The sequence below is a fragment of the Rhodobacteraceae bacterium D3-12 genome, assembly GCA_025916135.1.
In the GTDB taxonomy this organism is placed as follows: domain Bacteria; phylum Pseudomonadota; class Alphaproteobacteria; order Rhodobacterales; family Rhodobacteraceae; genus JAKGBX01.
In genome coordinates this window covers 1,746,113-1,758,308 of record CP104793.1, presented here as the reverse complement: position 1 = coordinate 1,758,308, position 12,196 = coordinate 1,746,113, and the positions used below count along the sequence as shown (strand labels likewise).

At 61.7% G+C, this 12,196-nt stretch carries 13 protein-coding genes and 1 pseudogene; 9 read left to right on the top strand and 5 right to left on the bottom strand.

The genetic code is table 11. The features are described 5' to 3' along the window. Positions 1 to 20: 20 nt before the first annotated feature. A complete protein-coding gene (locus N4R57_08690) occupies positions 21 to 1,187 on the top strand; it encodes a cytochrome P450 (GenBank protein UYV39070.1) in 1,167 nt (388 codons plus the stop codon). A 39-nt stretch (positions 1,188 to 1,226) separates the two neighbouring features. Here N4R57_08690 and N4R57_08685 read toward each other — a convergent pair. Next, positions 1,227 to 1,687: pseudogene (locus N4R57_08685) on the bottom strand (Lrp/AsnC family transcriptional regulator). Between the two features lie 147 nt (positions 1,688 to 1,834). Here N4R57_08685 and N4R57_08680 point away from each other — a divergent pair. The 5 genes from N4R57_08680 to N4R57_08660 all read left to right on the top strand — a co-directional run bounded on the left by N4R57_08680 (position 1,835) and on the right by N4R57_08660 (position 6,044). Further along, a complete protein-coding gene (locus N4R57_08680; GenBank protein UYV39069.1) occupies positions 1,835 to 2,158 on the top strand; it encodes a DUF2849 domain-containing protein in 324 nt (107 codons plus the stop codon). A 27-nt stretch (positions 2,159 to 2,185) separates the two neighbouring features. Beyond that, complete coding sequence (locus N4R57_08675) at positions 2,186 to 3,832, top strand: nitrite/sulfite reductase (GenBank protein ID UYV39068.1); 1,647 nt, start codon at positions 2,186 to 2,188, stop codon at positions 3,830 to 3,832. Positions 3,833 to 3,853: 21 nt separating this feature from the next. Next, the gene (locus N4R57_08670; GenBank protein UYV39067.1) at positions 3,854 to 4,603 is read left to right on the top strand and encodes a phosphoadenylyl-sulfate reductase; all 750 of its coding nucleotides are present in this window, start codon (positions 3,854 to 3,856) and stop codon (positions 4,601 to 4,603) included. Beyond that, positions 4,600 to 5,025 (top strand): DUF934 domain-containing protein, encoded by a 426-nt coding sequence (locus N4R57_08665; GenBank protein UYV39066.1) that lies wholly within the window; start codon positions 4,600 to 4,602, stop codon positions 5,023 to 5,025. The genes N4R57_08670 and N4R57_08665 overlap by 4 nt, the downstream gene beginning before the upstream one ends. 221 nt (positions 5,026 to 5,246) lie before the next feature. After that, a complete protein-coding gene (locus N4R57_08660; protein UYV39539.1) occupies positions 5,247 to 6,044 on the top strand; it encodes a ferredoxin--NADP reductase in 798 nt (265 codons plus the stop codon). 82 nt (positions 6,045 to 6,126) lie between these two features. On the opposite strand, the gene N4R57_08655 is transcribed toward N4R57_08660, so the two are convergent. Continuing rightward, the gene (locus N4R57_08655) at positions 6,127 to 6,951 is read right to left on the bottom strand and encodes a translation initiation factor 3 (protein UYV39065.1); all 825 of its coding nucleotides are present in this window, start codon (positions 6,949 to 6,951) and stop codon (positions 6,127 to 6,129) included. A 60-nt stretch (positions 6,952 to 7,011) separates the two neighbouring features. Here N4R57_08655 and infC point away from each other — a divergent pair, with 60 nt between their 5' ends. The 3 genes from infC to N4R57_08640 all read left to right on the top strand — a co-directional run bounded on the left by infC (position 7,012) and on the right by N4R57_08640 (position 9,352). Next, on the top strand, positions 7,012 to 7,704 hold the full coding sequence (infC, locus tag N4R57_08650) for a translation initiation factor IF-3 (protein UYV39064.1): 693 nt from the start codon (positions 7,012 to 7,014) through the stop codon (positions 7,702 to 7,704). Positions 7,705 to 8,004: 300 nt separating this feature from the next. Next, complete coding sequence (locus N4R57_08645; GenBank protein UYV39063.1) at positions 8,005 to 8,589, top strand: class I SAM-dependent methyltransferase; 585 nt, start codon at positions 8,005 to 8,007, stop codon at positions 8,587 to 8,589. Positions 8,590 to 8,725: 136 nt separating this feature from the next. Next, positions 8,726 to 9,352, top strand: a complete 627-nt coding sequence (locus tag N4R57_08640) for a protocatechuate 3,4-dioxygenase (GenBank protein UYV39062.1) — start codon at positions 8,726 to 8,728, stop codon at positions 9,350 to 9,352. A gap of 66 nt (positions 9,353 to 9,418) precedes the next feature. On the opposite strand, the gene N4R57_08635 is transcribed toward N4R57_08640, so the two are convergent. The 3 genes from N4R57_08635 to N4R57_08625 form a co-directional block, all read right to left on the bottom strand. Next, the gene (locus N4R57_08635; GenBank protein ID UYV39061.1) at positions 9,419 to 10,414 is read right to left on the bottom strand and encodes a molybdopterin-binding protein; all 996 of its coding nucleotides are present in this window, start codon (positions 10,412 to 10,414) and stop codon (positions 9,419 to 9,421) included. Continuing rightward, positions 10,411 to 11,373: an XdhC family protein gene (locus N4R57_08630; protein UYV39060.1), complete on the bottom strand. Its 963-nt coding sequence runs from the start codon at positions 11,371 to 11,373 to the stop codon at positions 10,411 to 10,413. The genes N4R57_08635 and N4R57_08630 overlap by 4 nt, the downstream gene beginning before the upstream one ends. Positions 11,374 to 11,602: 229 nt before the next feature. Continuing rightward, entirely contained in the window at positions 11,603 to 12,193 is a 591-nt protein-coding gene (locus N4R57_08625; protein UYV39059.1) for a YeeE/YedE family protein, read from the bottom strand. Positions 12,194 to 12,196 lie beyond the last annotated feature (3 nt).

Genomic DNA, 12,196 nt, shown 5'->3' with positions numbered 1-12,196 from the left:
GTTCGGCAACAGATACCGCCATGAAAACGCTGCACCAATCGCCCATCGATCCCGCCTTCGTACAAAACCCCTATCCGTTTTACGCCAAGGCCCGCCGCACCGGCGACCTCTTCTTCTGGGCTGACTATGACATGCCTTGCGCGGTCTCTCACGCCGCTGTGCACGCGCTCCTGCGTGACCGCCGCTTCGGGCGCGAATGCCCCGCCGAACGGGTCACACCGCCGCCCGCCCACCTCGCGCCGTTCTACGCGGTCGAAGCGCACTCGATGCTCGAACTCGAACCGCCGCACCACACCCGCCTGCGTGGTCTCGTCACCCGCGCTTTCACCTCAAGACGCGTCAACGCCCTCGCCCCCTTTATCGCCGCGCTCAGCCACGATCTGATCGACAGGATGCCAACCGATGCGCCCTTTGATCTCTTGCCCGGCTTCGCAACCCCGATCCCGATCCTCACCATCTGCCGCCTGCTCGGCGTGCCGGGCGACATGGCCGATCAGCTGCTCAAATGGTCCCACGATATGGTTGCCATGTATCAGGCCACGCGCAGCCGCCCCACAGAAGACGCCGCCGCCCGCGCCGCAACCGAGTTTTCGGATTTCATGCAGAGCTACATCAACAAACGCCGCTCTGATCCGCAGGATGATCTCATCACCCAACTCATCACGGCCGAGGAAGCGGGCGAAAAGCTCTCAACGCAAGAGCTGATCACAACCTGCATCTTGCTCCTCAACGCCGGCCACGAAGCCACCGTCCACGCGCTCGCCAATGCCACCAAATGCCTGATTGAACACGACAAACCGGATATTGACGACGCCACCATCGAAGAGACGCTTCGCTTTGATCCGCCCCTCCATATGTTCACCCGCTACGCTTACGAGGACATCACCGCCTTCGGCCATACCTTTCAACGCGGCGATCAAATCGCCCTTCTGCTCGGTGCAGCCGGACGCGACCCCGCCATCTGGACCAACTCCGATCGCTTCCTGCCTGAGCGCCCGACAAAACCGCACCTCGCATTTGGCGGCGGCCTGCACTTTTGCGTCGGCGCGCCCCTTGCACGGCTTGAACTTGCCACCGCCTTGCCGATCCTGTTCTCACGGCTGCCCAACCTGCGCCTCGCCGCGCCGCCAGTTTACGCAAACACATACCATTTCCACGCCCTCACCCGCCTCATGCTCCACGCCTGAGCAGGCCAAGACGCCCCCGCGCATGGCGAGCGGCACCCGTTACAACGGCAACGCCATCCCCGACTTGATCTCTTCCATCGACAAAAGAGCGGTCACATTATGCACCTTCACCTCTGAAATCAGCGCCTGATAAAACGCATCATAGGCGCGCGCGTTCTGCACCCGCACCTTCAGAATGTAATCAATATCCCCCGCCAGCCGATGCGCCTCCTGCACCTCCGGGCGGTCCTGCAAAGCCTTCAGGAACTTGTGCTGCCAATCCGCCTCATGCTCGCTGGTTCGGATCAACACAAAGAAACACGCCTCAAACCCAAGCGCCTCCGCGTCCAGCAATACGGTCTGCTGTCGGATCACCCCACCTTCGCGCATCTTGCGATCCGGTTCCACACCGGCGTCTTGGATGAGCCGACTTCGCGCGCAATATCATCCAGCGACTGCGCCGCATCCCTCTGCATCTCCGAAAGGATTTTCCTGTCCAGATCATCAAGCCGAACCGCCATTCTCGCATTCTCCATATTCACGGACATTCCACCCGCCCCACGGCCCAACAGGAACATTTTTCCTTATTTCCGCAGGCGACTAGCATTCAACCGGAACTATTTCCTAAATTAGGGACAAGATCAAACGCTATAACGAGGTATCACGCCATGAGCGCCAATCCGGTCAGCCAAGTCATCACCGCCAACGCCCTCAGCAGCGGCGATGTCGTCTATCTCACCGCCGATGGCGACTGGAGCGTCGAAATCGTCGACGCCGCCTGGCATGCGGACAAGGCCACAGCCGAAACCGTGCTCGCCAGTGCCGCGTCGCAAACCCTCGCCGTTGTCGACGCGCATCTCGCCGCCGTTGAAATCACCGCCAATGGCCCCGTGCCCGTCACCCGCCGCGAAGCATTGCGCGCCGCCGGTCCCTCCATTGCCTATGGCACCGCCGCCCAAGACGCGCTCGCCGTTGCCATCGCCGCCGAATAAGCCAGCCCCCATCCAAAGGCCAAGCCCATGTTCCACGATCCCTACCTCGTCAAACGCAGCGCCCAGTTCCGCGCACAGGTCGAACGCCGCCTCTCCGGCCAACTGACCGAGGATGAATTCAAACCGCTGCGCCTGATGAACGGCGTCTACCTGCAATTGCACGCCTATATGCTGCGCGTGGCGATCCCTTATGGCACGCTCAACGCGAGCCAGATGCGCGTGCTCGCCGAATTGGGCGAGCGTTGGGACCGTGGCTATGGCCATTTCACCACCCGCCAGAATATCCAGTATAACTGGCCCAAGCTGACCGACATTCCCGACATGCTCGACCGCTTGGCCGAAGTCGGATTGCACGCGATCCAGACGTCGGGCAATACCATCCGCAACGTCACCGCCGACCCTTTCGCCGGGGCCGCCGCCGATGAAATCGCTGACCCGCGCCCGCTGGCCGAACTGGTGCGCATCTGGTCCACCGACCACCCGGAATTCCAATTCTTGGGCCGCAAATTCAAAATCGCCGTCTCCGGCGCGGATCAGGACCGCGCCGTGTTGAAAGCCCACGATCTCGCCATCCGCATCCGGCGCGAAGACGGGCTCTTGGGCTATGAAATCCTCGTCGGTGGCGGCTTGGGGCGCACGCCAATGGTTGGCAAAACCCTGCACCCCTTCCTCGCTCCGGGGCACCTTCTGCCCTATATCGAAAGCGTGCTGGCGACCTATAATCTGCTTGGCCGCCGCGACAATAAATACAAGGCCCGCATCAAAATCGCCGTGCATGAACACGGCCTCGAAAAGATCCGCGAGCTGGTGGAAGAAGAATTCGCCCGCCGCCTGCCAACCTTCGCAGGCGCCGACCAAAAGCTCCTCGCCGAGCTGGAAAACCGCTTCGCCCTGCCCGAGCCTCCGGCGCGCGATGACGCCGCCTATCACGCGGCCCGCTCCGATGACGCAGGCTTCCGCTCCTTCACCGACACCAACATCGCCGCGCATAAACGCGACGGCTACGCCATCGTGACGGTCTCGCTCAAACCCCACGGCGGCATCCCCGGCGACGCCACCAGCGCCGAAATGAACGCGCTGGCCGATCTGGCGGAAGAGTTCTCGCACGCCGAACTGCGCATCTCGCCCGAACAGAATGTTATCCTGCCCCATGTCGCCCGCGCCGACCTGCCCGCGCTTTATGCGGGCCTGCTCAAAGCCGGCCTTGCCACCGCCAATATCGGTCGCGCCTCTGACATCGTCGCCTGCCCGGGGCTCGACTATTGCGCCCTTGCCACCGCTCGCTCCATCCCGCTGGCACAGGACATCTCGACCATGCTGCGCGACACCGGCTTTGACGAGGCGATCGGGCGGATGAAAATCAAAATCTCCGGCTGCATCAATGCCTGCGGCCACCATCACCTCGGCAATATCGGCATCCTCGGCCTCGATCGTGGCGGCGTCGAAACCTTCCAGCTCACGCTTGGCGGTACCGATGGCGATGCGCTGGCCTTGGGCGAACGCACAGGTCGCGGCTTCTCCGCAGAAGAAATCGTGCCCGCGCTCGAACGGCTCATCACCGCCTATCTCGACCTGCGCGACACGGAAGAGGAAACCTTCCTCGCCGCCTATCAACGCCTCGGAGCCGACCCATTCAAAGCCGCGCTCTACCCCGAAACCGACCAAGCCGCCTAAATACCTCATAAAGGGCCACAGATGCTTCATCTTGCTCAAAATACTCCCCCCGGAGGGTCCGCCGTTCTCCACCCGCGCACCGCGGATGTGATGAACGCGCATTTCTCCGACAAAACCGCGGAAGAGCTGCTCGACTATGCGCTCTCCGGGGCTTTGGGACGCATCGCTATGGTCTCTTCCTTCGGGGCCGAGGCGGCAGCGCTCTTGCATATGGTCGCGCGCGTGGCGCCCGCCACGCCGGTGCTGTTCCTCGACACCCAACTGCTCTTTCCCGAGACGCTTGCGTATCAACGTGAACTGGCCAGCCACCTCGGGCTGAGCGATGTGCGTATCCTCACCGCCGACACCTCAACCGCCGACCCGGACAATACGCTCCATAAACGCGACACCGACGCTTGCTGCGCCCTGCGCAAAACGGCCCCCCTCGACGCGGCACTGACCGGTTTTGATGGCTGGATCACCGGGCGCAAACGGTTCCAATCGGGCACGCGCACCGCACTTGACCTGTTTGAAATCGACACCACCACTGCCAAACTCAAACTCAACCCGCTGGTCAACTGGTCGCCGGCGCAAATCAACAGCTATTTCGACACCAACGCCCTACCGCGCCACCCGCTTGTGGCGCGCGGCTACCCCTCGCTTGGCTGCACCCCCTGCACCACGCCGGTCAAGGATGGCGAAGACCCTCGCGCGGGGCGCTGGCGCGGCACAGATAAACAGGAATGCGGCATTCACTTCGTCAATGGCCGCATGGAAAGGATCGCTTCATGAGCACGCAACTGATCGACGACACCGGCTTTATTGCTGAAACATGGGCCCATGGCTTCACCGACAATCCGCGCGAAATCGCCGGTGAAAACGGCGCCGGCCTCGACATCGCACCCGACTTCGACCTGACCGAACTGACCGGGCGGATCGACAGTATCGGGCTGATCCGGATCTCCTTTGGCTCCTTTGCCGATGGGCGCGGCTTTACCACGGCGCGGCAATTGCGCCTGATGGGCTATACGGGCCGCCTGCGCGCCTATGGGCCGCTGATCGCCGATCAATACGCCATGGCCCGCCGCTCGGGTTTTGATCAGGTCGAAGTCCCTGCTGCCATCGCCGCGCGTCAGCCTGAAGAAGACTGGCTCTTTCGCGCCGACTGGTCCGACAACGACCATCAGGCCCGCTTGCGCGCTCCGGCTGCCTGAATATTCGCCTGACCCCATCGTTAATTCCTGATTTTTCGGCGTGCCTGCTCACAACAGGCACGCCGCACTTGCGCCAGATCAAAGACGCACACAAAATACACCTTCAAAAAGCCCCAGACTGTGCTATACGGGTCATGTAAATTCGTTAGCCTACTAACAATTAAGCAGAGCAAAACATCGTGACAGACACAAAATCCGCCACCGCGCCCAAAACTCCCACCCTGCCCGATGCCCAGACCGTGACAGAGGTGAAACACTATACCGACCGGCTGTTTTCCTTCCGCTGCACGCGCCCTGCGTCCCTGCGGTTCCGTTCGGGTGAATTCGTGATGATCGGGCTGATGAATGACCCCGACCCTAAAACCGGCAAGGTCAAGCCGTTGCTGCGCGCCTATTCCATCGCCTCTCCCTCTTGGGACGAAGAGCTTGAGTTCTACTCAATCAAGGTCCAGGACGGCCCGCTCACGTCCAAGCTCCAACACATCAAACCGGGGGACGAGATCATCCTGCGCCCCAAACCGGTCGGAACCCTCGTGCATGACGCGCTCCTGCACGGCAAACGGCTGTGGTTCTTTGCCACCGGCACCGGTTTTGCGCCTTTCGCATCGCTCCTACGCGAACCGCAAACCTATGAAGACTACGACGAGGTGATCATCACCCACACCTGCCGCGAAGCGGGTGAGCTGACCTATGGTCGCGAGCTGATTGAAGGGCTCAAGACCGACGAACTTCTCAACGAAGTTATCGGCGAAGGCTTCTGGAAGAAGATCAAATACTACCCCACAACCACTCGCGAAGAGAGCGCCAAGATGGGCCGCATCACCGACCTGATGCGCTCTGGCGAAGCCTTTGCTGACCTCGGCGTCGATCCGATCAACCCGGACAACGACCGCGCCATGATCTGCGGCAACCTCGCCTTCAATCTCGAACTCAAGGACATGCTCGAAGACTACGGGCTTGAAGAAGGCGCCAACTCCGACCCCAAGACATACGTCGTCGAAAAGGCTTTCCTCGACTAATCGCTTGCCAGATCAACCAAAACAAAAAAGGCTCCCCACCACACCGGCGGGGAGCCTTTCTTTTGGTGCCCAAAGGCCCGGCTTACATGCCAAGCGCTTCCTTGACCTTGGCCAGAGCCGCTTGGAGCAGCTCGGGATTGTCTTTGGCTTTCTCAAGACCGGTTTTCAGCAGGGTCTTTTGAACCGTACCGATTTTGTCGGACCCGTCGATCATCTCGACCACTTTATCCATGCTGAAGCCGTCAACGCTCAGCAGATCGGCCATGCCACCGGTTGCGTCACCCGCGCTCGCAGCAGCCGCATCAGCCGCCTTCTTGGCTTCCTCGGCCGCTTTTGCAGCAGCTTCCTCAGCAGCCTTCGCAGCGGCTTCTTCCGCAGCCTTGGCAGCAGCTTCTTCCGCAGCTTTGGCAGCGGCAGCAGCTTCCTCAGCCGCTTTTGCAGCCGCTTCATCCGCAGCAGCCTTCGCCGCAGCAGCAGCTTCCTCAGCCGCCTTCTTGGCGTCATCACCAGCAGCAGCCTCTTCGGCAGCCTTGGCTGCAGCAGCAGCCTCTTCAGCCGCTTTCGCGGCGGCGGCAGCTTCTTCAGCTTTCTTCGCTTCCTCAGCAGCAGCAGCTTCTTCAGCGGCCTTCGCGGCAGCAGCAGCTTCTTCGGCTTTCTTCGCTTCCTCAGCAGCAGCAGCCTCTTCAGCGGCCTTCGCAGCAGCAGCAGCTTCCTCGGCCTTCTTGGCTTCCTCAGCGGCTTTCGCAGCGGCCTCTTCCTCAGCCTTCTTCTTGGCTGCGGCTTCTTCGGCAATTTTCGCATCCGCTGCGGCTTTCACAGCCTCGGCTTCGCGCTGGTTCTCGGAATAGACGTAATACCCGCCACCGATCACAACAGCAGCCAAAACAACCCAAATCAGGTTTTTCATAAACTTGGTCCCCTTACGTTTTCGACCCGCCAAGGGCGAGTCCATTGATACACATGGCAAATGCAAGAGCTTGCCAATAGGTGCAAGGGGGAAACACTGGCTTTTCGGCTCATTTCGGCCGAATATTGCAGCTTGAAGTGCGGCCCTCGCGCAGATACCTTGCAGGCTCGAGTGCTATACGAAAACAACCGAAGGATCAAAACCATAGCCCGCAGACCCCATAACGCGCCGCCGCAACGTGACACCGGCCCCCGCGTCAACGAGAAAATCCGCACCCCCGAACTCCGCCTGATTGGCGCCGAAGGCGAAAATCATGGCGTCGTTACGCCAGAACGCGCGATGCAACTGGCCGAAGAGGCCGGTCTCGACCTTGTCGAAATTTCGCCCAACGCCACGCCGCCGGTCTGCAAGATCATGGATTTCGGCAAGTTCAAATATGAACAGCAAAAGCGCGAATCCGAAGCCCGCAAGAAACAAAAGATCATCGAGGTCAAAGAGGTCAAATTCCGGCCCAATACGGACACGCATGACTATGACGTCAAAATGCGCAACGTGTTGAAATTCCTCAGCAATGGCGACAAAGTCAAAGTTACTCTGCGCTTCCGTGGCCGTGAAATGGCGCACCAGAACCTCGGCCGCGAGCTGCTTGAGCGGGTCGCAGACGATGTGGTCGACCTCGGCAAGATCGAGAACATGCCGAAAATGGAAGGGCGTCAGATGATTATGATGATTGCCCCGCTGCCGCAAAAATAACGCTGCAAAATAAGCACCTGAAACGGTGCGAACATGGGTAACGGCTCCAAAAGGGCCGAAGCGTATGACCGGATCAATAAACGCCCCGCGGATGTCCCGCCGGGGCGTTTTCTTTTGCGCGCGCCCAAAAAGACCAGATAAACAGACCGCTCCCAGCAGCGCCGCCAAATCCGGCCTGACGCGAATCTCAGCCACCCGCTCCCATATCCGCGGCCCCTCACCCATTGGACAATCCGCGCCGCGCCCCTATGGTCCGGCCGAGAGCAATCACCGATCACGCCCAACAAAAAGGACACGCCCATGTGGGAGGACCGCTTCGCAACCCCGGCCTACGTTTTCGGCAAAGCGCCCGCGCGTTTCATGACCGAACACGCCGATCACTTCAAACCCGGCACCACCGGCCTCTCCGTTGCCGATGGCGAAGGACGCAACTCGGTCTTCATGGCGCAATGCGGCATGACGGTCACCGCGCTCGAATTCGCGCCCTCGGCGATTACCAAGGCCCGCGCCCTCGCTAATGAGCAAGGCGTCAGCGTCGATTTTCAAACCTGTGATGTCCTCAAAGACGCCTTCACCGGAACCTATGACATTGTCACCGGCATCTTTATCCAATTCACCGGCCCGACCGAGCGGCGCGCGCTTTTTGCCAAGATGCAAGACGCGACCAAACCGGGCGGCCTCCTGATGCTGCACGGCTATACCCCCGAGCAGATCGCGCTTGGCACCGGCGGCCCGCCCTTTGTCGAGAACATGTATACCGAAGCCCTCCTGCGCGAACAGTTTCAAGGCTGGGAGGTGCGCGAGGTCGCCGAATACACCCGCGAGGCGCAATCCGGCCAAGGCCTCGCCGCCTATATCGACTTCGTCGCGCGCAAACCTGTCTAGGGCGGCCAAAACCCGGCACGGCTCAAGAAAACTTGATCCCCCGTGGGATCAGGCACGGCGCCGATCACCTTGCGGAACCGTGGGGACGCTTTAGCCTGCGTATAACCACCACAAGCAGCAAACCGGATAGGACACCATGGACACTTCCAAACCTTCGCGCCGTCGCTTTGTCGGTGGAACGCTCGGCACCCTCGGCCTCTCGGCTCTGGCACAGCCCGCGCTTTCTGCCGCCCTGACCGCCCCGGCGACCGAAGGGCCCTTCTACCCCACCCCCTCCATGCGCAGGGCCGATATCGACAATGATCTGGTCAAGATCCTCGGCACCGTGCGCGAGGCCGGCGGCGAGGTGTTCCGCCTCAAAGGCCGCGTGCTCGACGCCAACGGCGCACCACTCGCGGATCGCCGGATCGAGATCTGGCAATGCGACATGAACGGCAAATACCTCCACCCCGGCGACCGTCAGGCGATGAAGTTCGACCCGGCGTTTCAGGGCTTCGGCCATGACATCACCGGCCCGGATGGCGGCTATTCCTTCCGCACCATCAAACCGGTGACCTACCCGGGGCGCACGCCGCATATCCACGTCAAACTCTTCGAGAACGACGAGGAAGTGCTGACGACCCAATTCTATATCGACGGCCACCCCGTCAACCGTCGCGACAGGATTTTCAACCGCCTGTCAGAGAGCGAAGCACAAGCGGTCTCGATGGTCTTCACCCGAACCGCAAGTGGAGAGGAAGCCAGCGTCGATGTCGTGATCTGAGCGACAATCTGCGCGACACACTGAACAACGGCCCGCCCACGCGGCCCCGCGCGACACGCCCGCCCGCTACCTCCGCCGCCCTTTCCTTGGCATCGGGCGCGTCGGAATTTCCTTGAGCAAGCCACCAACGCCCATCCCGGCAATATCCGCATTGCTCACCTTCAGCCCACAAACCACCCGGCTCAGAACCCAATCCGCCCCATTCAAAGCGGGCGAGCGCGCGCACCCCGGCAGGCCAATCACTGGCCGCTTACCCAATCGCCCAAGGAACAAAAGATTGCCGGGGTCCACCGGCATCCCGAACCGTTTGACCTTGCCCCCCGCATGCCTAAGCGCCTCCGGCCCGACATCATACATGTCCGACGTCGCCGATCCGGTCAGGATCAACACAACCTCGCCCCGCGCCTGCGCCAAGGCATCGGACAGCGCGCCAATCTCATGCGGCACAACACACACCTGCGACAGATCAACACCCAAAGCGTTCAGCCGCGCCTCGATCGCATCGCGCCCCTTCTCGCCCGCCCCGCCGGGGATTTCGGTGATGATCAAACTCGCACGCTCCATCACCGGCGTGTTCATCGCAATCGCCCCGCGGCCACGCCCGACGGCCTTGCCAATATCCCGCCCCGGCACGCCGTATGAGATGATCTTGATCGTCGCGACCATGCCGCCCGCTTCCATCTGCTGAAACGGCGGCACCGTGGCGACCGTGATCATCGGGTTCACCCGGTTCACCTCGCCCAAGCGCACAGCATCCAGCACCGCCACGCCCGACCCCTCGGCCATGACATTGACCCGCCCCGTGCCCGGCCGCGTCAATCGCAAGTTCCCCGCCGAACCGCCGATCAACGCCCGCGCCACAGTCAGCGCCGCCTCGTCCTCATGCACGTCATCCGCATCAAGCCGCGCAGCCACCACGCTCTCGATCCCCGCCGCTTGCAGTTTCTCCAGATGCCCCCGCTCAAGCACAAGCCCCTTGCGCAGCCGTTCTGCACCGGCCCGCACCGAATGGGCCAGAATGGCGCCCTCGGCCTCGGCCACGGGGATCGCGGCGAACTTCACGCCGCCCTCAAAACCGCGACCACCTGCGACAGGATCGAAACGGCAATCTCTGCCGGGCTGGCCGCGCCAATATCAAGCCCGACAGGCCCGTGAATTCGCGCAATCTCCGTGTCGCCAAACCCCGCAGCCCGCAGCCGCTCCACCCGTTTGCCATGGGTCCGGGTCGACCCGAGCGCGCCAATATAAAACACCTCTGAACGCAGTGCCGCCTCAAGCGCCGGATCGTCCAGCTTGGGGTCATGTGTCAGCAAAACAAGGGCCGTGCGCATGTCCAACCCATAGGCGCGCACCCCCTCATCGGGCCAATCCTCGACAATGGTCTCACCGGGAAACCGCTCTTGCGCGGCAAACGCTGGGCGCGGATCAATCAACAACGGGTCAAACCCGGCCAGCCGCGCCATCGGCACCAGCGCCTGTGCGATATGCACCGCGCCGACAATGATCATCCGCAACGGCGGATTGTGGATAGTGACAAACCCACCGTCCTCCTCAAACCCTGAGCGATCCATGCGAAACCGCTCGGCAAACCCGTCGCGCAGGATCTGCCGCGTGCCGCTGCCTTGTGGCGACAAAACCGCCACCTTCTCGCGTGCGGCGCGCGCCGCAACCAGCTCCTCTAACAGCGCCACAGGGATCACTGCGCCCACCGGCTCGACCATCACCCTGATCGTCCCGCCACAGGCCAACCCGACCGCAAAAGCATCGCCATCGCTCACGCCGTATTCCAACACGCGCGGGGCGCTGTCTTCGATCGCCTCAAGCGCTTCGACAACCACCGCGCCCTCGACGCACCCGCCCGAAACCGAGCCCGCCATCGCGCCATCATCAGCAATCACCAACTGGCTGCCGACACGGCGCGGCGCACTGCCCCAGGTCTGCACCACAGTCGCCAAGGCAACCTTGCGCCCGGCCTGCACCCACTCAAGCGCCACTTCGGGAATGTTGTCGAACCGGTCCATCTCTCACCCTTCGCGCGAATGTCGATCCGGCGCAGCATGACGCTCCCGCGCGGCAAGATCAATCACCTAAGCCCGCGTCCGCATTGGCCAACCCACTCCGGCGCGCCTTTGGGCGTAAACGCAAACGACCGCCCCATATCCATAGAGCGGTCGTCACTGCGGTCTTTGATCTGTGACCAGTCAGCCTAACAAGCTGACCCTACTCATTCTGCAGGGTCATTCTGCCAGTTCACTCTGCCGGGGCAATCACCTCGCCCGATCCGGCCAACCGCTCCGGCAAAACAAAGGCGATCACAACAAACGCCGCCCCCAGAACAAGGCCCAATACGTCGCCCTGAACCGCCCAGATGCCGTCGAACTTCGAACCCGGAACCGTGCCAAGCGTCACCTTGCCCCCGGCGATATTGTCCAGCATGCCGCTGGCTTTCCACATCGGATAGGTGACCATATAGGCCGCCGCCCCCAGCAAGCCGCCGGCGATGAAAAACAGCGCATCCTTGCGCCCCGCCGCGACGGCGCAAACGCTGGTGCCGGGACAATAGCCCGCCATCGCCCAACCCGCGCCAAGCAGCAATCCGCCGATGAACACACCGACATAAGCCGCCTTCACGCTCATATGCCCAACCTCAACAAGGCCCAGCATCTGCCCGCCAAACATCAGGATCGACCCGACACCAATCGCCAGCAAAATCGTCTTCATCAAATGCAGATTAGTCAGGTTCAACATCCTGCCGATCCAATTCGGGTTCGTCGCCCCAATCCGGTCAAGCGTCGCGCCAAAAGCGGCGCCAATCACCAATGCGAGAATAATAGATGTCATGGC

Bases quoted from the DNA above. Each gene is read 5' to 3' on its own strand.
- N4R57_08690 (UYV39070.1), top strand. From the start codon at position 21: ATGAAAACGCTGCACCAATCGCCCATCGATCCCGCCTTCGTACAAAAC.
- N4R57_08680 (UYV39069.1), top strand. From the start codon at position 1,835: ATGAGCGCCAATCCGGTCAGCCAAGTCATCACCGCCAACGCCCTCAGC.
- N4R57_08675 (UYV39068.1), top strand. From the start codon at position 2,186: ATGTTCCACGATCCCTACCTCGTCAAACGCAGCGCCCAGTTCCGCGCA.
- N4R57_08670 (UYV39067.1), top strand. From the start codon at position 3,854: ATGCTTCATCTTGCTCAAAATACTCCCCCCGGAGGGTCCGCCGTTCTC.
- N4R57_08665 (UYV39066.1), top strand. From the start codon at position 4,600: ATGAGCACGCAACTGATCGACGACACCGGCTTTATTGCTGAAACATGG.
- N4R57_08655 (UYV39065.1), bottom strand. From the start codon at position 6,951: ATGAAAAACCTGATTTGGGTTGTTTTGGCTGCTGTTGTGATCGGTGGC.
- infC (UYV39064.1), top strand. From the start codon at position 7,012: ATGCAAGAGCTTGCCAATAGGTGCAAGGGGGAAACACTGGCTTTTCGG.
- N4R57_08645 (UYV39063.1), top strand. From the start codon at position 8,005: ATGTGGGAGGACCGCTTCGCAACCCCGGCCTACGTTTTCGGCAAAGCG.
- N4R57_08640 (UYV39062.1), top strand. From the start codon at position 8,726: ATGGACACTTCCAAACCTTCGCGCCGTCGCTTTGTCGGTGGAACGCTC.
- N4R57_08630 (UYV39060.1), bottom strand. From the start codon at position 11,373: ATGGACCGGTTCGACAACATTCCCGAAGTGGCGCTTGAGTGGGTGCAG.
- N4R57_08625 (UYV39059.1), bottom strand. From the start codon at position 12,193: ATGACATCTATTATTCTCGCATTGGTGATTGGCGCCGCTTTTGGCGCG.